The following is a 21501-nucleotide window of genomic DNA, read 5'->3' as shown; positions in this document are numbered from 1 at the left end:
ATGTTTCGATTAACCAATAAGTTGGCCATTTCCAACTTAATCAAAAACCGCAAACTCTATTATCCCTTTGCTTTGTCTGTCATTTTGGCGGTTACTATTAGCTATCTCTTTTATTCCCTAGCCTTTAATCCTAAAATTGTGGATTTGCGTGGTGCATCTGCTATACAATTTACCCTACAACTAGGGCTTGTCGTAGTGACACTTGCATCAGCCATTATCGTCCTTTATGCCAATAGTTTTGTCATGAAAAATCGCTCCAAAGAACTGGGTGTATATGGCATGTTGGGCTTAGAAAAGCGCCATTTGATTGGTATGACCTTCAAGGAACTCCTGATATTTGGGCTAGTAACAGTCACTGCTGGGATTGGGATTGGTGCTCTCTTTGACAATCTCATCTTTGCCTTATTGCTCAAACTTGCAAAGATGAAGGTAGAGTTAGTAGCCACCTTCCAATGGTCCGTAGTTCTTTCTATCCTTCTGGTATTTGGGCTTGTCTTTTTAGTCATTGTCTTCCTAAATGCTATCCGCATTATCCGTATGGATTCTCTCCAACTATCTCGTGAGAAAGCAAAAGGTGAGAAGAAGGGGCGTTTCCTAGTCCTTCAAACTTTACTAGGGCTAATTACACTATGTGGTGGGTACTACCTAGCACAAAGCGTAAAAGATCCAGTTTCAGCGGTCTTAACTTTCTTCATAGCCGTAATGTTGGTCATTTTTGCAACCTACCTCCTATTCAATGCAGGTATTACAGTTTTCTTACAGTTACTCAAGAAAAACAAAAGATATTACTACAAACCAAACAATCTCATCTCTGTGTCTAACCTTATTTTCCGTATGAAGAAAAATGCTGTCGGTTTAGCAACCATTGCCATCCTTTCAACCATGGTTTTGGTCACTATGTCAGCAGCAACCAGTATCTACAACGGTTCTGAAAACATGAAAAAACTTCTGTATCCTCACGATTTTGATGTTAAAGGGCAAAATGTAGAAGTAGAGGATTTAGACAAACTTTTGACTCAGTATGCAAGTGAAAAGAGCTTGACGATTAGCAATAAGGATGTTCTCGGTTACGCAAGTTTCGGCCTTTCTAGTCAAGATGGTACCAAATTAACCACCTTTGCAAAAGGGCAGAATAGTGTTATGCCCAAGACTGTCTTCTTAGTTTTTGACCAAAAAGATTACGAAAAGATGACTGGTCAGAAATTAAATCTCACTAGAGATGAGGTAGGACTCTGGGCTCGAAATGACCAACTTAAAGGACAGAAAGCATTTAGTCTGAACAATCATAACTATACGATCAAGGAAGCAATCCAGCAAGATTTTGCCATGAATCATGTTTCAAATCAATATGTTCTCTTGATATCGGATTATAACTATCTAGTCGTACCAGATCTTCAAAACTTTTTGGAACAGTACCAGGATTCAGCTATATACACACAATTCTACGGTGGTATGGATGTAACAGCTAGTCCAGAGGAACAGTTAAAGCTATCTGATGATTTTGAAGCGTATGTGAACAATTTTAGTCATAATCTCAAGAGTGAAGATGCTATGGTTTATAATGGAACTACTAAAACTGATGCAATTGCTGAAATGAACGCTCTCTTTGGTGGAATTCTCTTTATCGGTATTTTCCTCTCTATCATCTTTATGATAGGTACTGTACTCGTTATCTACTATAAACAAATCTCAGAAGGTTATGAAGACCGTGAACGCTTTGTCATCCTGCAAAAAGTTGGCTTGGACCACAAACAAATCAAGCAAACCATCAACAAGCAGGTCTTGACTGTTTTCTTCCTCCCTGTAATCTTCGCCTTTCTCCATCTAGCCTTTGCCTATCATATGCTAAGTTTGATTCTCAAGGTTATTGGGGTTGTGGATACAGCCATGATGTTAAGTGTAACACTTTCTATTTGTGGTATCTTTGCTTTAGTTTATGTCCTAATCTTTGTGATTACTTCAAGAAGCTATCGCAAGATTATCCAGCTATAATAAAAAATAGAGAAAGTATAGTTGATTGAAATAAGATATGAACAAAAGATATTAGGAAAGTCAAATCAATTTCTAAAAATATTTTAGAATCTGTAGTGTACTATTCTAAGTTCAATCTGCTATAAAAAACTCTTAAGAATAGCGCGATATCAGCATTCCTAAGAGTTTTCACTATATGGTACCCAACCTACAATATGGCAATTTTTCTATTGCTGGTAGGGTTTGTCTACGTTCTGAAATACCTCGATTTTTTCGAGGTATTTTTATGTTTTAAATACTAAACAATTGTCCAAACAGATAGGTCACTTCCATAGTCAACAAACCGATACAAAGGTTACGGATCATGGCTGTTTTTGTTGGGGCTTTTCCGAGTTTGGCACTGGTGTAACCTGTAATTAATAGAGAAATCGCAACGATAAAAACAGTAGCAGGGATTCTGTATTCGCTTGGGAAAATAATAATCGAAAGCATTGGTGGTAGGCTACCAAGTACGAAGGCAATAAAGCTAGATGCAGCAGCATGCCAAGGATTTGTAAACTCTTCATACTCGATTCCGTATTTTTCTTCAACTAAGGCTTTAAGTGGATTTTTTAGAAAGGCTTTATTGACTAAAAGTTGAGCTGAAGTTTCACACTCACAATTTTGAAGATAAGCAGCATAGAGAGATTTCTTTGCGGCCTCGATATCCTTATCCAAAAGTAATTGTTCACGGGCTACAGCGGCTTCCTCAGTGTCTTTTTGAGTGGATACAGATACATACTCGCCACCAGCCATAGAAAAGGCACCAGCAAGAATTGCGGCTAATCCTGAGAGAAAGATAATCCAGATATTGCTGGTTGCACTGGCAACCCCGATAACAACACCTGCGATGGAAATAATCCCGTCATTGGCTCCAAGAACTCCAGCACGTAGGATATTTAAACGACCAGCAAAGTTTGTATCAATTTCATGTTTATTTTCTGACATAGTATTCTCCTTTATATCTAGTATAAAGTATAGGAGAAGTGAAAACAAGCATTTTAAACTATCTGAAAAAAGTTCTACAATTTTAATTTCTCAATCAGGCATAGCCATAGCTATTTCTTATGCCAAGATATAACAAAGTTGTATTTGTAACCTGACTACTTAGATGATACAATTAGCTTAATGAAATCTTTGGAGGTCTTAATATGACTCGTGAATTTAAATTTGAAACCCTACAATTGCATGCAGGACAAGTGGTAGATGCTACTACCAAATCTCGTGCTGTACCAATTTACCAAACAACATCCTTTGTATTTGAAGATACTCAAGAAGGAGCAGAACTTTTTGCCCTTCAAAAAGCTGGAAATATCTATACACGTATTACCAATCCAACAACATCAGCTTTTGAAGAGCGTATTGCAGCCCTTGAAGGTGGTGTAGGGGCACTTGCTACTGCTTCTGGGATGGCAGCTCTTACTTATACTATTCTTTGACTTGCTCACGCAGGTGATCATGTTGTTGCGGCATCTACTATCTACGGTGGGACCTTTAACCTTTTGAAGGAAACCCTACCTCGTTACGGAATCACCACAACTTTTGTTGATATCGATAATCTAGAAGAAGTAGAAGCAGCGATTAAAGACAATACCAAACTTGTTTTGATTGAAACCTTGGGAAATCCAGTCATCAACATTCCTGATATTGAAAAAATAGCTGAAATTGCTCATAAACACCAGATTCCATTGGTTTCTGACAATACTTTTGCAACACCTTACCTCATCAATGTCTTTTCTCACGGTGTAGATATCGCAATTCACTCGGCTACTAAGTTTATCGGAGGACACGGTACAACAATCGGTGGTGTTATCGTTGATAGTGGGAAGTTTGACTGGGAAGCTTCAGGAAAATTCCCTCAATTTATCAATGAAGACCCAAGCTATCATAATTTAAGCTATACTCGTGATGTAGGTGCAGCAGCCTTCATCGTTGCCCTTCGTGTTCAATTGCTACGTGACACAGGTGCAGCTTTATCACCATTTAACTCATTCTTGCTCTTGCAAGGTATTGAAACACTTTCTCTACGTGTTGAACGCCACGTTCAAAATGCTGAAAAAATCGTTGATTTCCTTGTGAACCATCCAAAGGTTGAAAAAGTTAACTATCCAAAATTAGCTGATAGTCCTTACCATGTTTTGGCTGAAAAATACTTACCAAAAGGTGTTGGTTCAATCTTTACCTTCCATGTTAAAGGTGGAGAAGCAGAAGCTCGAAAGGTGATTGACAATTTGGAAATCTTTTCGAACTTAGCCAATGTAGCAGACGCTAAATCATTGGTAGTTCATCCTGCAACTACAACACATGCTCAGTTGTCTGACTCAGACCTAGAAGCAGCAGGAGTAACTAAAAATCAAATCCGTCTTTCAATCGGTCTTGAAAATGTTGATGATTTGATCGAAGATTTGCGTCTTGCTCTTGAAAATATTTAAAAATAGATAAAATTTATCTGGTTTAAGATCCTTCTCACGAATAATAAAGTGAGGAGGATTTTTATGTATAGTATTTCATTTCAAGAAGATTCACTCTTGCCAAGAGAACGGCTGGTGACAGAAGGAGTAGAGAGTTTGAGTAATCAGGAATTACTAGCTATTTTACTTAGAACAGGAACTCGTCAATCTACTGTTTTTGAAATCGCTCAAAAAGTATTGAATCAATTAAGTTGCTTAACTGATTTGAAAAAAATGACCCTACAAGAACTACAGGGATTATCAGGTATTGGTAGAGTGAAAGCTATTGAGTTGCAAGCCATGATTGAACTGGGCCATCGTATTCATAAACAAGAAACCATTGAGGCAGAGAGTATTCTCAGTAGTCAAAAGTTGGCTAAAAAGATGCAAGCTGAGCTGGGAGATAAAAAACAAGAGCACCTGGTGGCGCTCTATCTGAATACTCAAAATCAAATCATTCATCAGCAGACTATTTTTATCGGTTCGGCTACACGAAGTATTGCTGAACCAAGAGAAATTCTCCACTATGCTCTAAAGCATATGGCAACATCTGTGATACTGGTTCATAATCATCCATCTGGTGCTGTCATGCCAAGTAGAAATGATGACCATGTTACGAAGCTTGTCAAAGAAGCCTGTGAATTAATGGGTTTGGTCTTATTGGACCATCTAATTGTTTCACACTCCGATTATTTTAGTTATCGTGAGAAGACGGACCTCATATAAATGAATTTAATACAAAACGCATCTCTATGGGAAATAATTACATAATAAAAAGCATCATTTCGAGCTTTTTGAACACTCGAAATAATGCCTTTTTCTTTTTTAAACCTTTTTGACCCAGCCACTTACAATTTATTAACGACATAGTCAAAGAGCTTCTTATCCTTGGGACGATTTTCATAGAGACTCTCAGGATGCCATTGAACACCGAGAAAGCGAATCTGATCAGTTGTCATTACTGCCTCGATAATGTTATCCTTTGGATCATAGGCGATAACCTTGAGATTAGGAGCCAAGTCCTTAATGCTCTGGTGGTGGAATGAATTGATATGGGAGATTTCCCCGTAAATCTCTCTAAGAATGTTATCTGGCTCTGTTGCTAAACGCTGAGTGGTGTACTCGGCAGTAGAGTCTTGCCAGTGGTCCTCAATATCTTGAAACAAGGTCCCACCCATAGCAACATTAAAGAGTTGAGTCCCACGACAAACAGAAAAAATTGGTTTGTTTTGCTGGATAGCTTCTTTAATCAGAGCTAACTCGAAGATGTCTCTCTGTAAGTGGTAGTCCTCACTATCAATAGTCTTTTCTTCATCATAAAACTTAGGATCGACATTTTGCCCTCCAGTAAGGATGAGCTTATCTACCATTGAAACATAAGCACGAGCCATCTCTTCATCACCGATGGGTAAAATAAGAGGAATACCACCTACTTCTTTGACACCTTCGACAAACCCCTTGATACAATAACTCATCATCAACTCATCATCAGGATGAGTTTTTTCATTTCCAGAAATCCCAATAATTGCTTTGGTCATATATGCTTTCGCTTTCTAATCCTCTTTTCGCATGAAATAGAGGAGAGTTTGCAATTCACTCGTTAAATCAACATACTGGACAACAACATCCTTTGGTAGTTGGAGGTGAACAGGTGAAAAGCTTAGAATCCCTTTGATACCAGCTTCAACCAGGAGATTAGCTACTTCTTGTGATTTGACGCTAGGAACAGTTAGGATAGCAGTTTTTACATCTGCATTTTTTATTTTATCTTTGATTTGGGAAATTCCATAAATTGGAATGCCATCAGAAGTTTGTGTTCCAACTTCAGGATGATCATCCAAATCAAAAGCCATAATGATTTTCATTTTATTGCGTTCATGGAAGCGGTAGTGGAGTAGAGCATGGCCCATGTTACCAATACCAACAAGCATGACATTTGTAATAGAATTATCATTTAGAAGATCAGCAAAAAAGGTCATTAGTTTTTTAACATCATAGCCAAAACCACGACGACCAAGTTCGCCAAAGTAGGAGAAGTCTCGTCGAACAGTAGCAGAATCAATTCCAATCGCCTCGGCAATTTGTTTTGAGTTTGCTCTTTCAATCTTTTCGGCGTTAAATCTTTTGAAGATACGGTAATAAAGAGAAAGTCTCTTTGCTGTTGCTTTAGGAATAGCGGACTGTTTTTCTTTCACAAAATCACAACCTTTCTAACTACTATTTTATAGAAAGATTGTGAAAAAATCAACAAAAACAAGAAAAAACTAAGAAAAATCTTAGTTTATATTGCTTATATCATTTTGAGATAGAAAGTGATAGAGATCTCCTAGAAGACCCTGATAGATTTCTTTTCCATTATAGGTGAGAGAAGTAATGACTGTCGTATCAGGCAAAGTCACACATCCTGATAGCGAAAGCATGAGTGCCTCGTAATCTTCATATTCTAAGACACGGTCAATTTGATAAGTATCCTTATAAGCTAGACGGAACATATTTGTATCCTATCTTTCGCTTTTAGTAAAGACGCCTCGTTCTACTAAACTGTCCATCAGGAAGTAGAACTTTTCTTGGTGGATGTGGTGTTCCTCTGACTTAAAGATATCTACCAATCGTAAACCAAATTTGTCGGTAATATTGATTTTTGCACCATTTAGCTCTTTATTGATAACGATTTTAAGCTGGAAACCTTCACCACTATTAGGAACTTTCTCGAGAAGTCGTGTAAGTTCGTAATTACCAACCTTTGTTTCAAAGAAAGTGTTATCTTTAAGAGTAAACTTTTTGACAGTTGGACTGATTGTGTAATCGTAACGGCAATTTTTTAGACGAATAGTTTGTTCGAATGCCATTGAGTTAACCTCCGATAATTTCTTTTAGAGTTTCTGCAAGTTGTTTCATTTCTTGAATAGTATTTTGAGGGGAAATGCTGATGCGAACAGATTCATGTAAGCGATGGGATTCTGGTCCATAGAAAGCTTCTAGGACATGACTAATTTGGACAATACCAGCAGTACAAGCTGAACCAGTCGATATTGAAATTCCAGCAAGATCTAGTCGAAGAAGCAATAAATCATTTTTTTGACCTGGAAATCCAATATTGAGGACATAAGGCAACTGGATCTTTCCTTGGTTAAGATAATAGTCAGCCCCAGTCATTTCATGTAGAAATACATCTTTGAGTTCTTCCACCTCTTTGAAATGCTGCTCCTGTTTTTCAAGTGCCTCTTTGAGTGCTGCTACCATTCCAACGATTGCAGGAAGATTTTCAGTTCCTGCTCTTTTCTTTTGTTCCTGATCTCCACCATGAAGGTAGGAGTCAAAGTCCATAGTAGCAGAGTAAAGAAAACCAATGCCTTTAGGGCCATGAAACTTATGGGCAGAAGCGCTTAGGAAATCAATTCCCAAAGTCTCAGGGAAAATCGGAACTTTTCCAACTGCTTGGACTGCATCCACATGGTAAGCTGCCTGATGCTGTTTCAGAAGTTCTCCAATTTCTGAAATTGGTAAAAGAGTACCCGTTTCATTGTTGGCATACATAGTTGAGACAAGAATAGTATCATCACGAAGAGCTTCTTGAACTTGTTGAGCAGAGATTTCTTGATTTATGGGTTGTAAAATTGTTACTTCAAAACCAAAATTCTCCACCAAGTATTCAATGGGCTCAAGGACAGAATGATGCTCAATAGCAGTGGTAATGATGTGTTTGCCCAAATTTTGGTGACGGAGACAGTGACCGATAATAGCAGTGTTGTTACTTTCAGTTCCGCCCGCAGTGAAGAAAAGATGTTGGGGTTTAGTTCCTAGTAAAGATGCCAAGTCTTGGCGCGCTTCACGCAATAATTTTCCCGCTTGGCGACCATGACTATGAATACTAGAAGGATTTCCATAGGTTTCCTGCATGACTTGAGTCATTGCTGAGATAGCAACTGCTGACATAGGAGTCGTAGCAGCATTATCCAAATAAATCAAAAGCTCACCTTATTTCTATTTAAATAGTGGACTAACTGGTTTTCTTTCGTGAATACGAACCATAGCATCACCAATCAATTCGCTAGCAGTGATGTATTGTACGTTTTTAGGTGTTTTCCCTTTAGTTGCAACAGAGTCTGTTACCAAGATTTCCTTGATATTTGCTGCATCTAACAATTCTGCAGCACCTTCAACAAAAAGTCCGTGACTTGAAACAGCATAGATTTCAGTTGCGCCTTCGCGTTCCACGATTTTAGCTGCTTCAGAGAAAGTACGTCCAGTGTTAAGAATATCATCGATCAAGATTGCTTTTTTACCTTCAACATCACCAATGATATAGCCTTGGTTGCGTTCAGAATCATCTTGCGCATAGTCGATAATCGCAATTGGAGCATCAAGATATTCAGCAAGGCTACGAGCACGTTTTACACCAGAGTTCTTAGGGCTAACAACAACCACATCTGAACCAACGAGTCCTTTATCACAATAGTGTTTTGCAAAAAGTGGAATTGTGTAGAGGTTATCGACTGGAATATCAAAGAAACCTTGAACCTGTACAGCGTGTAGATCAAGAGTTAAGACACGACTAACCCCAGCTTTAACCAACATGTTGGCAACAAGCTTGGCAGTAAGTGGTTCACGAGAAGAAGCGATACGGTCTTGACGCGCGTAGCCAAAGTAAGGAAGGACAACGTTAATCGTATTTGCACTAGCGCGAACACAGGCATCAACCATAATCAAGAGTTCCATCAAGTGATTGTTGACAGGATAGCTGGTTGATTGGATGATATAGACGTCATAACCACGGACACTTTCTTCGATGTTGACTTGGATTTCACCGTCTGAAAATTGACGGGAAGACAACTTCCCAAGTGGTACACCAGCAGCATCAGCAATTTTTTGAGCAATTTCCTGATTGGAATTGAGAGCGAAAAGCTTCATGTTTTTTGTATCTGACATTGATAAACCGTCCTCTATAAACTATGTGAAACTGTGTAGTAAACTATTTTTCTTAAAAAATCCTTGTCTCTTAGTCTGAGAAAAGTATATTTGAAGAAAGCATTTGCGACACAGATTCTATTATTTTTTATCCCTTCTATTCTATCAAAAAAAGAAGATAATTTCAGTATTTTTTCATATTTTCTATAAAACGAACTAATTTTGAGGGTGCTTTTTGGTAATGGATGCCATTTGCCTCTAAAAAGTCCTTAAAATCAAGCTTTCCTTGGTCGCCATTTTCCACCTCCAACTCTAGTTCGTAGTCAACAATATCAAAGTAGTGGCTTTGATCAAGTGCCATAAGACCAATAGAAGTTTCCTTTTCGTAACGAATGGTCGTCAAACAACCTAAAACTGTCCAATCTCTGGGTGTAATACCGCGGGAGAGGAGTTCCTCAAGAATCATTCCTTGAGGGAGTTTTCCTGATTCAAGGCATTTGGTGGCTTCTTCTAAGCTTAAGGCTTGATTATATTCCATATTTCCTACGGTTTGTGGGATTTTGATAGTCAATTCACCACTATCCTCAAAGGTGCGAATGCGCATGGCAATTTTATGCTGGCGAAGATAAAAATCTGGCGTGTCTAGGTAATAGTTTTTCTGTGTTATCGGTAAAATTTCCGAAAAATTTGCTTGTAATCGGAGATACTCTTCCTTAGTTAAAAGAGTTTTCATTTCAATTTCCAAATGTTTCATTTTTTTAACCTTTTCCTTATCTATGAAAGCGATTATATGGTATAATAAGCATTGTATTTATTGTATATGATTTTTTCTATAAAATCAAAGACTAGATAAATCTAAAGTGTATAGAGAATTGGACACAAAAAATATATGATTACAGAATGGGAAGAGTTTTTAGATCCTTACATTCAGGCTGTTGGAGAGTTGAAGATTAAACTTCGTGGTATTCGCAAACAATACCGTAAGCAAAATAAACATTCTCCAATCGAGTTTGTAACTGGTCGCGTTAAACCGATTGAAAGTATCAAGGAAAAAATGGTCCGTCGTGGAATCGGCTATGATACACTTGAGCAAGACTTGCAGGATATTGCAGGTTTGCGTGTTATGGTTCAGTTTGTAGATGACGTGAAAGAAGTTGTCTCTATCCTTCATAAAAGACAGGATATGAGAGTCGTTCAAGAACGAGACTATATTAAGCATCGTAAGGCTTCGGGCTATCGTTCATATCACTTGATTATCGAGTACACTGTTGACACGATTAAGGGTGCAAAAACGATTTTAGTTGAGATTCAGATTCGAACTTTGGCTATGAATTTTTGGGCAACGATCGAACATTCGCTTAACTATAAATATCAGGGAGATTTCCCAGAGGAAATCAAGGAACGACTTGCCATTACTGCGAGGATTTCTCACCAGTTAGACGAAGAAATGAGCAAGATTCGTGATGATATTCAAGAAGCACAAGCTCTCTTTGATCCCTTACATAGAAAGTTAAATGACGGGGTAGGAAACAGTGACGATACCGATGAAGAATACAGGTAAACGAATTGATCTAATCGCTAACCGCAAGCCTCAAAGTCAAAGAGTCCTATATGAGTTAAAAGATCGACTTAGGAAAAATAACTTTATATTAAACGACAAAAATCCAGATATTGTGATTTCCATTGGTGGAGATGGCATGCTCTTGTCTGCCTTTCACAAGTATGAAGACCAGCTGGATAAGGTTCGCTTTGTGGGAGTTCATACGGGGCATCTGGGCTTTTATACGGACTATCGTGATTTCGAACTGGATCAATTGGTTACTAATCTGCTTTTAGACAGTGGAGCAAGAGTATCCTATCCGCTTTTAAATGTAAAGATTTTTCTAGAAAATGGTGAAGTGAAAATTTTCCGTGCCTTGAACGAAGCTAGCATTCGGAGAACTGATCGAACTATGGTAGCGGATGTTGTTATCAATCATGTACCGTTTGAGCGTTTTCGAGGGGATGGTTTGACCGTCTCGACACCGACTGGAAGTACAGCCTATAATAAATCTATTGGTGGGGCTGTATTGCATCACACTATCGAAGCTCTGCAATTGACGGAGATTGCAAGTTTGAACAATCGTGTCTACCGAACCCTCGGTTCGTCAATCATTGTACCTAAGAAGGATAAGATTGAGTTGATACCGACTCGCAATGACTATCATACCATTTCAGTTGACAATAGTGTTTATTCCTTCCGTAATATCGAGCGAATAGAGTACCAGATTGACCACCACAAGATCCACTTTGTCGCGACTCCAAGTCATACCAGTTTTTGGAATCGTGTCAAGGATGCCTTTATTGGTGAGGTGGATGAATGAGGTTTGAATTTATTGCTGACGAACACGTCAAGGTAAAGACCTTTTTAAAAAAGCATGAAGTCTCTAAAGGTTTGCTAGCCAAAATCAAGTTTCGAGGTGGAGATATTCGCGTAAACGGTCATCCACAAAATGCAACCTATCTCTTGGATATAGGAGATGTGGTTATCATCGACATTCCTCCTGAGGAAGGTTTTGAGACACTGGAAGCAATTGATTATCCACTGGATATTCTCTTTGAAGATGATCATTTCTTAATTCTAAATAAACCCTTTGGTGTGGCCTCAATTCCTAGTGTTAATCATTCTAATACCATCGCTAACTTTATCAAGGGCTACTATGTGAAACAGAACTATGAAAATCAGCAGGTTCACATTGTAACCAGACTAGATCGCGATACTTCGGGTCTCATGCTTTTTGCTAAACATGGTTATGCTCATGCTAGGCTAGACAAACAGTTGCAAAAGAAAGCCATTGAAAAGCGATACTTTGCTCTGGTTAAAGGAGATGGTTTTCTGGAACCTCAAGGTGAGATTATTGCACCGATTGCCCGTGACGAAGATTCAATCATTACTAGACGAGTGGCAAAAGGTGGTAAGTATGCCCATACTTCCTATCGTATAGTGGAGTCTTATGGCAATATCCATCTAGTTGATATTCGACTGCATACAGGAAGGACACACCAGATTCGTGTCCATTTCTCCCATATTGGTTTCCCATTGCTTGGTGATGACCTATATGGTGGTAGTCTTGAACATGGCATAGAGCGTCAAGCTCTGCATTGCCATTACCTATCGTTTTATCACCCTTTTCTTGAAGAGCAGTTGGAGATGGAAAGTCCACTGCCGGATGATTTCAACACCCTTATTACTCAGTTATCAAATAATAATTTATCTTAAAAGGAGTAAAAACTCATGGAAGTTTTTGAAAGTTTAAAAGCCAACCTAGTTGGTAAAAATGCACGTATTGTCTTGCCTGAAGGTGAAGAACCACGTATTCTTCAAGCAACAAAACGCATCGTAAAAGAAACAGAAGTTATCCCTGTCCTACTAGGAAATCCTGATAAAATTAAAATTTATCTTGAAATCGAAGGAATCATGGATGGTTATGAAGTCATCGACCCAGCCCACTATCCTCAATTTGAAGAAATGGTAACATCTCTTGTAGAACGTCGTAAAGGAAAAATGACTGAAGAAGAAGCTCGTGAAATCTTGGTTAAAGACGTGAACTATTTTGGTGTTATGTTGGTTTACATGGGCTTGGTAGATGGAATGGTTTCAGGAGCTATTCACTCTACTGCGGCAACTGTTCGTCCAGCTCTTCAAATTATCAAGACTCGTCCGAATGTTAGCCGTACTTCAGGTGCCTTCCTTATGGTTCGTGGTACTGAGCGTTACCTCTTTGGTGACTGTGCCATCAATATCAATCCTGACGCTGAAGCTTTGGCAGAAATTGCGATTAACTCTGCTATCACAGCTAAAATGTTCGGTATCGAACCAAAAATCGCTATGTTGAGCTATTCAACTAAAGGTTCAGGTTTTGGTGAAAGCGTAGATAAAGTTGTTGAAGCAACTAAGATTGCTCATGATCTTCGTCCTGACCTTGAAATTGATGGGGAATTGCAATTTGATGCGGCCTTTGTTCCAGAAACAGCTGCTCTTAAGGCGCCAGGAAGCAAGGTTGCTGGACAAGCAAACGTCTTTATCTTCCCAGGTATTGAAGCAGGAAATATTGGTTACAAGATGGCAGAACGTCTTGGTGGCTTTGCAGCGGTTGGTCCAGTATTGCAAGGTTTGAACAAACCAGTTAATGACCTTTCACGTGGATGTAACTCAGACGACGTCTTCAAACTTACTCTTATCACAGCAGCCCAAGCTGTACACCAATAAAATACAAGATAGAGGCTGGGACAAAAGTCCTAGCCTCTCAATTGTCTTTGGATTGTCGAACAAGACGCAGTGGTTGAGTGGGCTCTACTACGCTGATTTCATCAGCTTTTACAGCCCTACTCAACTGTGCGGAGGTTGGACGACGAAATCGAATTCTAACGAATTACTGATTTCTGTACCACTCTCTTTTCGTTGAATTTTAAATCTAAATTTGATATAATGTATTTACAAATCATCTTTACAACGAGGTATTAATCATGGCAAATACTCAACCTGTTAATTTTAGAGCAGATTCGACTTTTTACCAACAAACGAAAGAAATCTTAGCTGATGAAAAGTTAACCCTGTCAGATATCTTTAATGCTGCACTTCGTAAAATTGCGACAGGTGCAGTTGATCCTAAAGAATTCGTATTTAGTGATTCACAAGAGCCCCAATATCAGGTTGCTTTTGAAGACTTGAAAAAAGAAATCTTGATGGGACATCAAGAAATTGAGCAAGGTAAACTAACGTCTTTAGCAGATGTAAGAAAGGAATTTGGACTTGAGTAATTATAAACGTTACCATGTTTCTCTTACAGATAAAGCTAAGAAAGACTTGAGAGAAATACATGATTATATTGTACTGAATTTTTACAGTCAACAATCTGCCGATAGTAAACTAGACCTTATTCTAACGGCACTAGAAACTTTAGAAACCTTTCCAGAAGCATGCCCTTTGGTATCGAGTCGAGGTTATGGTGAATTAACAAATGACGGAAAACGTTATCGATATATGCCAATTGAAAATTACTTAGCTTTTTATTATATCGACAAATATGAGGTTTATGTCTCAAGAATTTTAAATTCCAAGCAAAATTGGGCTAAGCTATTCAATAAGTAGAGGTGAAAATTTTTTTGAATCATTTAGTCCCACTCTTTGCCCTCCAAGAAAGGAAGTTTTTAAATTGAAATACAAATTTCTATTATTCGACCTCGACCACACCTTACTTGATTTTGATGCTGCTGAGGATATAGCTCTGACGCAACTCTTAGAAGAAGAAGGAGTAGAGGATATCCAAGCTTACAAAGATTATTATGTGCCTATGAACAAATCACTTTGGAAGGATTTGGAACAGAAAAAGATTACAAAATCAGAATTGATCAATACACGTTTTGCAAAATTGTTTGCTCACTTTGGTATTGAAAATGATGGGTCCTACTTAGCTGAGCGCTACCAGTTTTTCCTATCAAAACAGGGACAGACTTTCCCAGGTGTCGAAGAATTATTAAGAAAATTGATAAGTCAAGGTTATGAGCTTTATGCTGCAACAAATGGAATCACCTATATTCAAACAGGTCGTCTAGAACAATCTGGAATCGCACCATATTTCAAGGAAATTTTCATATCAGAACAGCTCCATACCCAAAAACCAGATGCTGAATTTTATGAAAAAATTGGAGCTCGAATCCCTAACTTTGATAAAAATCAGACCCTTATGATTGGTGATTCTTTGTCAGCTGATATTCAGGGTGGAAATAATGCTGGCATCGATACCATCTGGTATAATCCTCATCATCTGGAAAATAAGACACAAGCTCAGCCAACTTATGAAGTTCATTCTTACAAAGATTTGCTGAATTGTTTGGGGAAAATATAAAGATGCCAAAATAAAAGGGGGATAAAATTATGGGAACATGGGATGCAACGATTTTTGGAAATGACACTTCCTCAGATATTAAAGAAGAATTCTTCGAGAGATACAATCAAGGAGAAGATGCAATTACAATCAAAAATGACCTGACATCGGATTTATACGATGACGATATGTATGATGTCTTGTTCGCCTTAGCACACTGTTTATGGGAAGTTGGGCAATTAGATGATGAATTTTTGCTTGAAATTAAAGAAATCATTCTCAACAAAGAAGATTTAGAACTTGCCCAAGAATTAGGTGCAGATAGTGAATTTTTAGAACAAAGAAGTGAAAATCTAGAAAAGTTTTTAGAAAAGATAAGTGTAAAAAAAGACAAGCCCAAAAAGATTATTGCTCCACCTGTTCCTGTAGAAAGCAAATATAGGAACGGTGCTGTGATGGTGTTTCAGTATGAAGATGGTATGTATGGTGCTTTGATAGCGGTAGATGGAGCTTTCTTTGATAAGGAAACCTATTATGCTTATCTGCAGACTGATATTAAAATGACGAGGAAACCCACCATGGAAGATGTACGATCAGCACGGATTCTTGATCCTAGTTTTCATAGTGTAGAATTCAATTCATTTCGTGACTCTAAGTATTACTACTCTTTTGTAAATTGTATTTCAGGCTATTTAAAAAGTTCTGCAACGAAAAGATTTGAAAGATATAATGATAGTGTTTTTGAAATAATAGGCTATCTTTCAGATTGGGGGAGTTGCTGTAGTGCTGCTTCTGGAGGATTTGATTACTATAAACAAAAATCAAGTGATGAGTTTAAGATAAGCGTTGTAAAGGAATTGAATAAAAGATTTGATGAAAAACTTAATACTCGAACAGAATTGACTATTGATGAAATCGACAAAGAATTTATCCTTTCTAATATGAGAAATGGAGTTGAATAAAGGCTCTTTAGTATAAATTCATTCTAAAACTTCTCAAATCTTAATAGATACTTTTAAAAGTGGTTTAGATAGCCACTTTTTGCTATAATAGTAGCAGTAAAAACGAAGGAGAAAGCAATGGAACACTCATCCTGGCACGCCTTGATTAAGGAGCAATTACCTGAAGGTTATTTTGGGAAAATCAATCATTTTATGGAGCAGGTTTATGCTCAGGGAACTGTTTATCCGCCTAAGGAAAAAGTTTTTCAGGCTCTATTGACAACACCGCTTGAAGAAGTTAAGGTGGTAATTCTAGGGCAAGATCCCTATCATGGGCCAGGTCAGGCTCAGGGATTGAGTTTTTCAGTTCCTGATTCTATCCCAGCACCTCCTTCTTTGCAAAATATTTTAAAAGAACTTGCGGATGATATTGGGGTAAAACCGTCTCATGACTTGACCTCTTGGGCCGAGCAGGGAGTCTTGCTTCTTAATGCTTGCTTGACTGTCCCTGCTAGCCAGGCTAATGGTCATGCTGGTCAAATATGGGAGCCTTTCACCGATGCAGTGATTAAGGTTGTCAATAATTTAGATAGACCAGTAGTATTTGTTCTTTGGGGTGCTTATGCACGTAAGAAGAAGTCCTTGGTTACAAATCCTCAGCACTTGATTATCGAATCAGCCCACCCGAGTCCTCTTTCAGTTTACAGAGGATTTTGGGGTTCCAAGCCTTTTTCTAAGGCCAATGCATTCTTAAAAGAAAGTGGACAAGAGTCAATTGATTGGCTTAGATAAGGAGAGAATATGCCTCAGTTAGCGACAATTTGCTACATTGATAACGGGAAAGAGCTACTCATGCTTCATCGCAATAAAAAGCCTAATGATGTCCATGAAGGAAAATGGATCGGTGTAGGTGGAAAGTTAGAGCGTGGAGAAACTCCACAAGAATGTGCTGCTCGTGAGATTTTAGAAGAAACTGGTCTAAAAGCAAAACCAGTATTAAAAGGAGTGATCACCTTTCCTGAATTCACTCCTGACTTGGACTGGTACACCTACGTCTTTAAGGTGACAGAATTCGAAGGAGAATTGATTGACTGTAATGAAGGAACATTAGAATGGGTTCCTTACGATGAGGTTTTGAGTAAACCGACTTGGGAAGGTGACCACACCTTTGTCGAGTGGCTTTTAGAAGATAAACCATTTTTTTCAGCCAAGTTTGTTTATGACGGTGATAAATTATTGGACACTCAAGTTGATTTCTATGAGTAAAGGAGTATAGATATGTTAGTAATCAAAAACGGTCGTGTCATGGATCCTAAATCAGGTTTGGATCAAGTTTGCGATGTTTTGGTAGATGAAGGGAAAATTATAAAAATTGCATCACAAATTAGTGAAGAAGGTGCAGAAGTCATTGATGCAACAGGCTTAGTTGTAGCACCTGGATTGGTAGATATCCATGTTCATTTCCGTGAACCAGGTCAAACACATAAAGAAGACATTCATACAGGTGCTTTAGCAGCAGCTGCAGGTGGTTTTACAACTGTCGTTATGATGGCTAATACCAATCCAACTATCTCCGATGTTGAGACTTTAGAGGAAGTTCTTCAATCAGCAGCCAAGGAAAAAATTAACGTTAAGTCTGTGGCTACAATTACCAAAAACTTTAATGGTCAAGACCTAACTGACTTTAAAGCTCTTTTAGATGCTGGGGCAGTTGGTTTTTCTGATGACGGGATTCCTCTTGAAAGTAGTAAAGTTGTCAAAGAAGCCATGGAAGAAGCGAAAAAACTAAATACTTTTATTAGTCTTCATGAAGAAGATCCTGGCTTGAATGGTACGCTTGGTTTTAACGAAAATATCGCTAAAGAGCATTTTCATATCTGCGGTGCAACAGGAGTTGCAGAGTACGCTATGATTGCTCGTGATGTCATGATTGCCTATGCAACCAAGGCTCATGTTCATATTCAGCATTTATCTAAGGAAGAAAGTGTCAAGGTTGTGGAGTTTGCTCAAAATATTGGAGCAATCGTAACTGCAGAAGTTGCTCCACAGCATTTTTCGAAGACTGAAGCACTTCTCTTGACTAAAGGAAGCAACGCAAAGATGAATCCACCTCTACGTCTGGAATCTGACCGACGTGCTGTTATTGAAGGTTTAAAATCTGGAATCATTTCTGTCATTGCTACTGACCACGCGCCTCACCATGCTGATGAGAAAAATGTTGAGGATATTACCAAAGCGCCATCAGGTATGACAGGTTTGGAAACTTCTTTATCACTAGGTTTAACCTATTTGGTGGAACCTGGTGAGTTGAGTTTAATGCAATTGCTAGAAAAAATGTCTTACAACCCAGCTAAACTTTATAACTTTGAAGCAGGTTATCTATCAGAAAACGGTCCAGCTGATATTACAATTTTTGATGATAAAGCGGACCGAATCGTGGATAGTCATTTTGCTTCTAAAGCAGCTAATTCACCATTCATTGGTGAACAATTAAAAGGGCAGGTTAAATACACTATCTGTAAGGGACAAATCGTTTATCAAGCAGATTAGGAGCTTGAGGATGAATTATTTTCGTAAACTTAGAGATAGAAAACGAAAGGCTTGTCACGGAGTGTTTTGTCCTGCTGCCAACCGTGCTAAAATTCAATATGAAACCAAGGAAAAAGCTGACCACGCCGTAGACTATGATAATGGTGGCTTGGTTAGGAGTTATTATTGCAACACTTGTAATTGTTGGCACACGACATCAAAAGTTAGTAATCCGCCATTAAGCTTAAAAAATACGGCTTAAAGCTTTTTGGCTTGGATGAAAAGGAGTAGAAAGAGTAGGTATGCATACAACAGAAACTATTAAAGACAAAATCATCTTATTTTTAAAAATATTCTTTCCGATATTGATTTACCAATTTGCTAATTATTCGGCTTCCTTTGTTGATACAACAATGACGGGGCAGTATAATACACTGGATCTAGCAGGTGTTTCAATAGCTACAAGCTTATGGAATCCTTTTTTCACCTTTCTGACAGGGATTGTATCAGCCTTAGTACCAATTATCGGACACCATCTGGGCCAAGGAAAGAAGAAAGAGGTTGCTTCAGATTTTTATCAATTTATTTATCTATCATTAGCCTTATCCCTTATTCTTTTTATATTAGTCTTCTTTTTAGTACCAGTCATTTTGGGATATATGGGATTAGAGACAGCTGTAAAAAGTGTAGCAACCCGTTATTTGTGGCTACTAGCTATTGGTATTATCCCGCTCTTACTTTTCAGTGTGATACGTTCTCTACTTGATACACTCGGATTAACAAAATTATCTATGTATCTCATGCTTCTCTTGCTTCCTTTTAATAGTGGTTTCAACTATGTACTGATTTATGGAGCTTTTGGAGTGCCTGAACTTGGAGGTGCAGGAGCAGGTCTTGGTACCTCACTTGCCTATTGGGCTTTGTTATTGATTTCTATCTTAGTCTTGTTAAAGCATAAAAAGCTTAAGGAATATCATCTAGAAGTACCAATGCCCTTGCGAATAGAAAAAATCAAAGAAGCTATTCGTCTTGGGTTACCAATCGGAGGAACTGTCTTTGCTGAAGTAGCCATTTTTTCAGTAGTCGGATTGATTATGGCAAAGTTTTCATCTCTCATCATCGCCAGCCATCAGTCTGCCATGAACTTCTCAAATCTCATGTATGCCTTTCCTATGAGCATCTCAACAGCCATGGCTATTGTTGTTTCTTACGAAGTAGGAGCTAAACGCTTAACCGATGCTAAGCAATACATACATATTGGACGTTTAACAGCTATGATTTTCGCGATTTTGACACTTAGTTTTCTTTATATTTATCGTGAAAATGTTGCTAGTCTCTATGGTCAAGATCCCGATTTCATTCAATTGACAGCTTCTTTTATGACCTATAGTTTGTTTTTCCAATTAGCTGATACCTTCGCAGCACCTCTGCAAGGAATTTTACGTGGCTACAAGGATACGGTTGTTCCCTTCTATCTTGGACTTCTCGGATACTGGGGCGTAGCTATTCCACTGGGAATAGTCTTAGATTACTGGACAGGATTAGGTGCCTATTCTTATTGGATTGGTTTAATTGTTAGTCTGGTGATTAGTGGTATCCTTTATCAGTGGCGTTTACAAGTTATTATGAAAACAATCAAATAATTTGATGAAAAAAACCGGAAAAAAGTTTGTGAAATAGTTATTTTATGTAAAGAAAAGTCTTGATTTCATTGACTTTTCTTTTTTTATATTGTGAAAAAATATCAAGCATAATCTTTGACTCTAGTTAACCTATAAGTTAGAATAGAACTATAAGAAATTAAACTTAGAAAGGCAAGATTATGTCAACTTTAGATAAAAGTCTTTTGCTTGAGATGTTCCGTAAGATGGAAGAAATTCGTCGTATGGACTTAAAAATTGCTCAATTAGTAAAAAAAGGAAAAGTGCCCGGTATGACGCACTTTTCTGTTGGTGAGGAAGCTGCCAACGTTGGGGCTATGTTAGCTCTAAAGGAAGATGACCTCATCACCTCAAACCACCGTGGTCACGGACAAGCCATTGCTAAGGGTATCGACCTCAATGGGATGATGGCTGAAATCCTTGGTAAGTATACAGGGACTTGTAAAGGTAAAGGTGGATCTATGCACATCGCCGACCTTGATGCAGGTAACCTTGGTGCCAACGGTATTGTTGGTGGTGGTATGGGAATCGCAGTAGGGGCTGCCCTTACTCAACAAATGAAAAACACTGGTAAAATCGTTGTCTGCTTCTTTGGTGATGGAGCGACTAATGAAGGTGTATTCCACGAAGCTGTTAATATGGCTTCAATTTGGAATCTTCCGGTAATTTTCTACTGTATCAATAACGGTTATGGAATCTCTGCCGATATTAAGAAAATGACTAATGTCAAGCATATCCATGAGCGTAGTGCTGCTTACGGTATTCCTGGAATGTTTATCGAAGACGGTAACAATGTTATCGATGTCTACGAAGGATTTAAAAAAGCAGTTGACCATGTTCGTTCTGGTAACGGTCCTGTCTTGATCGAAAGTGTAACCTATCGTTGGCTTGGTCACTCATCATCAGACCCTGGTAAATATCGTACACGTGAAGAAGTCGATGAGTGGAAAGAAAAAGATCCAATCGAAAATCTTCGCAAGTACCTTGTTGAGAACAAGATTGCAAGTGCAGAAGAACTTGAAGAAATTCAAGCGCAAGTTAAGGAAGCAGTGGAAGCATCTGTTAAGTTTGCAGAAGAAAGTCCATTCCCTCCACTAGAATCAGCTTTTGAAGATATTTACGCAGACTAAGGAGA

Annotated in this window: 24 protein-coding genes and 1 pseudogene; 17 read left to right on the top strand and 8 right to left on the bottom strand. The window is 38.3% G+C overall.

What is annotated here, in order from left to right; genetic code table 11:
- Entirely contained in the window at positions 1-1992 is a 1992-nt protein-coding gene (locus tag QM874_RS01125; RefSeq protein ID WP_414315890.1) for an ABC transporter permease, read from the top strand.
- Positions 1993-2262: 270 nt separating this feature from the next.
- Here QM874_RS01125 and QM874_RS01120 read toward each other — a convergent pair whose 3' ends face one another.
- Positions 2263-2958, bottom strand: coding sequence for a VIT family protein (locus tag QM874_RS01120; RefSeq protein WP_414315889.1), 696 nt, complete (start codon positions 2956-2958; stop codon positions 2263-2265).
- Positions 2959-3161: 203 nt separating this feature from the next.
- Here QM874_RS01120 and QM874_RS01115 point away from each other — a divergent pair.
- Both QM874_RS01115 and radC read left to right on the top strand, forming a co-directional pair.
- A pseudogene (locus tag QM874_RS01115) lies at positions 3162-4442 on the top strand (O-acetylhomoserine aminocarboxypropyltransferase/cysteine synthase family protein).
- Between the two features lie 63 nt (positions 4443-4505).
- On the top strand, positions 4506-5186 hold the full coding sequence (gene radC / locus QM874_RS01110; protein ID WP_075230138.1) for a RadC family protein: 681 nt from the start codon (positions 4506-4508) through the stop codon (positions 5184-5186).
- Between the two features lie 122 nt (positions 5187-5308).
- Here radC and QM874_RS01105 read toward each other — a convergent pair whose 3' ends face one another.
- The 7 genes from QM874_RS01105 to QM874_RS01075 all read right to left on the bottom strand — a co-directional run bounded on the left by QM874_RS01105 (position 5309) and on the right by QM874_RS01075 (position 10122).
- On the bottom strand, positions 5309-5998 hold the full coding sequence (locus tag QM874_RS01105; RefSeq protein WP_414315888.1) for a gamma-glutamyl-gamma-aminobutyrate hydrolase family protein: 690 nt from the start codon (positions 5996-5998) through the stop codon (positions 5309-5311).
- A 15-nt stretch (positions 5999-6013) separates the two neighbouring features.
- Positions 6014-6655 carry a redox-sensing transcriptional repressor Rex gene (locus tag QM874_RS01100; RefSeq protein ID WP_414315887.1) on the bottom strand — a complete coding sequence of 214 codons (642 nt, stop codon included), beginning with the start codon at positions 6653-6655 and terminating at the stop codon, positions 6014-6016.
- An 81-nt stretch (positions 6656-6736) separates the two neighbouring features.
- Positions 6737-6952: a DUF4649 family protein gene (locus QM874_RS01095; protein ID WP_414315886.1), complete on the bottom strand. Its 216-nt coding sequence runs from the start codon at positions 6950-6952 to the stop codon at positions 6737-6739.
- 9 nt (positions 6953-6961) lie between these two features.
- Entirely contained in the window at positions 6962-7309 is a 348-nt protein-coding gene (locus tag QM874_RS01090; RefSeq protein WP_414315885.1) for a DUF1831 domain-containing protein, read from the bottom strand.
- Positions 7310-7313: 4 nt separating this feature from the next.
- Positions 7314-8429, bottom strand: a complete 1116-nt coding sequence (locus QM874_RS01085) for a cysteine desulfurase family protein (protein WP_414315884.1) — start codon at positions 8427-8429, stop codon at positions 7314-7316.
- A 15-nt stretch (positions 8430-8444) separates the two neighbouring features.
- Positions 8445-9389 (bottom strand): ribose-phosphate diphosphokinase, encoded by a 945-nt coding sequence (locus QM874_RS01080; RefSeq protein WP_414270058.1) that lies wholly within the window; start codon positions 9387-9389, stop codon positions 8445-8447.
- 163 nt (positions 9390-9552) lie between these two features.
- Complete coding sequence (locus QM874_RS01075) at positions 9553-10122, bottom strand: CYTH domain-containing protein (protein ID WP_414315883.1); 570 nt, start codon at positions 10120-10122, stop codon at positions 9553-9555.
- Positions 10123-10257: 135 nt separating this feature from the next.
- On the opposite strand from QM874_RS01075, the gene QM874_RS01070 reads away from it, so the two are divergent.
- The 14 genes from QM874_RS01070 to QM874_RS01005 all read left to right on the top strand — a co-directional run bounded on the left by QM874_RS01070 (position 10258) and on the right by QM874_RS01005 (position 21496).
- Positions 10258-10929 carry a GTP pyrophosphokinase gene (locus tag QM874_RS01070; protein WP_414315882.1) on the top strand — a complete coding sequence of 224 codons (672 nt, stop codon included), beginning with the start codon at positions 10258-10260 and terminating at the stop codon, positions 10927-10929.
- Positions 10913-11731 carry an NAD kinase gene (locus QM874_RS01065; RefSeq protein WP_414315881.1) on the top strand — a complete coding sequence of 273 codons (819 nt, stop codon included), beginning with the start codon at positions 10913-10915 and terminating at the stop codon, positions 11729-11731. The genes QM874_RS01070 and QM874_RS01065 overlap by 17 nt, the downstream gene beginning before the upstream one ends.
- Positions 11728-12627 carry an RluA family pseudouridine synthase gene (locus QM874_RS01060; protein ID WP_414315880.1) on the top strand — a complete coding sequence of 300 codons (900 nt, stop codon included), beginning with the start codon at positions 11728-11730 and terminating at the stop codon, positions 12625-12627. Before QM874_RS01065 ends, QM874_RS01060 begins: the two co-directional genes overlap by 4 nt.
- 15 nt (positions 12628-12642) lie before the next feature.
- Entirely contained in the window at positions 12643-13617 is a 975-nt protein-coding gene (gene pta / locus QM874_RS01055) for a phosphate acetyltransferase (RefSeq protein WP_045762943.1), read from the top strand.
- Positions 13618-13874: 257 nt separating this feature from the next.
- Positions 13875-14168 (top strand): antitoxin, encoded by a 294-nt coding sequence (locus QM874_RS01050; RefSeq protein WP_414315879.1) that lies wholly within the window; start codon positions 13875-13877, stop codon positions 14166-14168.
- Positions 14161-14499: a type II toxin-antitoxin system RelE/ParE family toxin gene (locus tag QM874_RS01045; RefSeq protein WP_414315878.1), complete on the top strand. Its 339-nt coding sequence runs from the start codon at positions 14161-14163 to the stop codon at positions 14497-14499. Before QM874_RS01050 ends, QM874_RS01045 begins: the two co-directional genes overlap by 8 nt.
- Before the next feature lie 64 nt (positions 14500-14563).
- Positions 14564-15256, top strand: coding sequence for a YjjG family noncanonical pyrimidine nucleotidase (locus tag QM874_RS01040; protein WP_414315877.1), 693 nt, complete (start codon positions 14564-14566; stop codon positions 15254-15256).
- A 29-nt stretch (positions 15257-15285) separates the two neighbouring features.
- Positions 15286-16197, top strand: a complete 912-nt coding sequence (locus QM874_RS01035) for a hypothetical protein (protein WP_414315876.1) — start codon at positions 15286-15288, stop codon at positions 16195-16197.
- 117 nt (positions 16198-16314) lie between these two features.
- Entirely contained in the window at positions 16315-16968 is a 654-nt protein-coding gene (locus tag QM874_RS01030; RefSeq protein ID WP_414315875.1) for a uracil-DNA glycosylase, read from the top strand.
- A 9-nt stretch (positions 16969-16977) separates the two neighbouring features.
- Complete coding sequence (locus tag QM874_RS01025; protein WP_001135775.1) at positions 16978-17442, top strand: NUDIX hydrolase; 465 nt, start codon at positions 16978-16980, stop codon at positions 17440-17442.
- Positions 17443-17454: 12 nt separating this feature from the next.
- Positions 17455-18726, top strand: coding sequence for a dihydroorotase (locus QM874_RS01020; RefSeq protein WP_414315874.1), 1272 nt, complete (start codon positions 17455-17457; stop codon positions 18724-18726).
- Between the two features lie 10 nt (positions 18727-18736).
- Positions 18737-18967: a hypothetical protein gene (locus tag QM874_RS01015; RefSeq protein WP_414315873.1), complete on the top strand. Its 231-nt coding sequence runs from the start codon at positions 18737-18739 to the stop codon at positions 18965-18967.
- 40 nt (positions 18968-19007) lie between these two features.
- Positions 19008-20348 (top strand): MATE family efflux transporter, encoded by a 1341-nt coding sequence (locus QM874_RS01010; RefSeq protein ID WP_414315872.1) that lies wholly within the window; start codon positions 19008-19010, stop codon positions 20346-20348.
- Between the two features lie 179 nt (positions 20349-20527).
- Positions 20528-21496, top strand: a complete 969-nt coding sequence (locus QM874_RS01005; RefSeq protein ID WP_414315871.1) for a thiamine pyrophosphate-dependent dehydrogenase E1 component subunit alpha — start codon at positions 20528-20530, stop codon at positions 21494-21496.
- Positions 21497-21501 lie beyond the last annotated feature (5 nt).

This window comes from Streptococcus infantis (genome assembly GCF_047463615.1).
GTDB lineage: Bacteria > Bacillota > Bacilli > Lactobacillales > Streptococcaceae > Streptococcus > Streptococcus infantis_X.
This window is presented reverse-complemented; position numbering and strand designations above follow the sequence as displayed.

Excerpts from the sequence above, each read along its gene's own strand:
- QM874_RS01125 (WP_414315890.1), top strand. The coding sequence starts at position 1 with ATGTTTCGATTAACCAATAAGTTGGCCATTTCCAACTTAATCAAAAAC.
- QM874_RS01030 (WP_414315875.1), top strand. The coding sequence starts at position 16,315 with ATGGAACACTCATCCTGGCACGCCTTGATTAAGGAGCAATTACCTGAA.
- QM874_RS01120 (WP_414315889.1), bottom strand. The coding sequence starts at position 2,958 with ATGTCAGAAAATAAACATGAAATTGATACAAACTTTGCTGGTCGTTTA.
- QM874_RS01005 (WP_414315871.1), top strand. The coding sequence starts at position 20,528 with ATGTCAACTTTAGATAAAAGTCTTTTGCTTGAGATGTTCCGTAAGATG.
- QM874_RS01090 (WP_414315885.1), bottom strand. The coding sequence starts at position 7,309 with ATGGCATTCGAACAAACTATTCGTCTAAAAAATTGCCGTTACGATTAC.
- pta (WP_045762943.1), top strand. The coding sequence starts at position 12,643 with ATGGAAGTTTTTGAAAGTTTAAAAGCCAACCTAGTTGGTAAAAATGCA.
- radC (WP_075230138.1), top strand. The coding sequence starts at position 4,506 with ATGTATAGTATTTCATTTCAAGAAGATTCACTCTTGCCAAGAGAACGG.
- QM874_RS01070 (WP_414315882.1), top strand. The coding sequence starts at position 10,258 with ATGATTACAGAATGGGAAGAGTTTTTAGATCCTTACATTCAGGCTGTT.
- QM874_RS01050 (WP_414315879.1), top strand. The coding sequence starts at position 13,875 with ATGGCAAATACTCAACCTGTTAATTTTAGAGCAGATTCGACTTTTTAC.
- QM874_RS01025 (WP_001135775.1), top strand. The coding sequence starts at position 16,978 with ATGCCTCAGTTAGCGACAATTTGCTACATTGATAACGGGAAAGAGCTA.
- QM874_RS01075 (WP_414315883.1), bottom strand. The coding sequence starts at position 10,122 with ATGAAACATTTGGAAATTGAAATGAAAACTCTTTTAACTAAGGAAGAG.
- QM874_RS01060 (WP_414315880.1), top strand. The coding sequence starts at position 11,728 with ATGAGGTTTGAATTTATTGCTGACGAACACGTCAAGGTAAAGACCTTT.
- QM874_RS01105 (WP_414315888.1), bottom strand. The coding sequence starts at position 5,998 with ATGACCAAAGCAATTATTGGGATTTCTGGAAATGAAAAAACTCATCCT.
- QM874_RS01080 (WP_414270058.1), bottom strand. The coding sequence starts at position 9,389 with ATGTCAGATACAAAAAACATGAAGCTTTTCGCTCTCAATTCCAATCAG.
- QM874_RS01015 (WP_414315873.1), top strand. The coding sequence starts at position 18,737 with ATGAATTATTTTCGTAAACTTAGAGATAGAAAACGAAAGGCTTGTCAC.
- QM874_RS01035 (WP_414315876.1), top strand. The coding sequence starts at position 15,286 with ATGGGAACATGGGATGCAACGATTTTTGGAAATGACACTTCCTCAGAT.
- QM874_RS01010 (WP_414315872.1), top strand. The coding sequence starts at position 19,008 with ATGCATACAACAGAAACTATTAAAGACAAAATCATCTTATTTTTAAAA.
- QM874_RS01020 (WP_414315874.1), top strand. The coding sequence starts at position 17,455 with ATGTTAGTAATCAAAAACGGTCGTGTCATGGATCCTAAATCAGGTTTG.
- QM874_RS01065 (WP_414315881.1), top strand. The coding sequence starts at position 10,913 with ATGAAGAATACAGGTAAACGAATTGATCTAATCGCTAACCGCAAGCCT.
- QM874_RS01095 (WP_414315886.1), bottom strand. The coding sequence starts at position 6,952 with ATGTTCCGTCTAGCTTATAAGGATACTTATCAAATTGACCGTGTCTTA.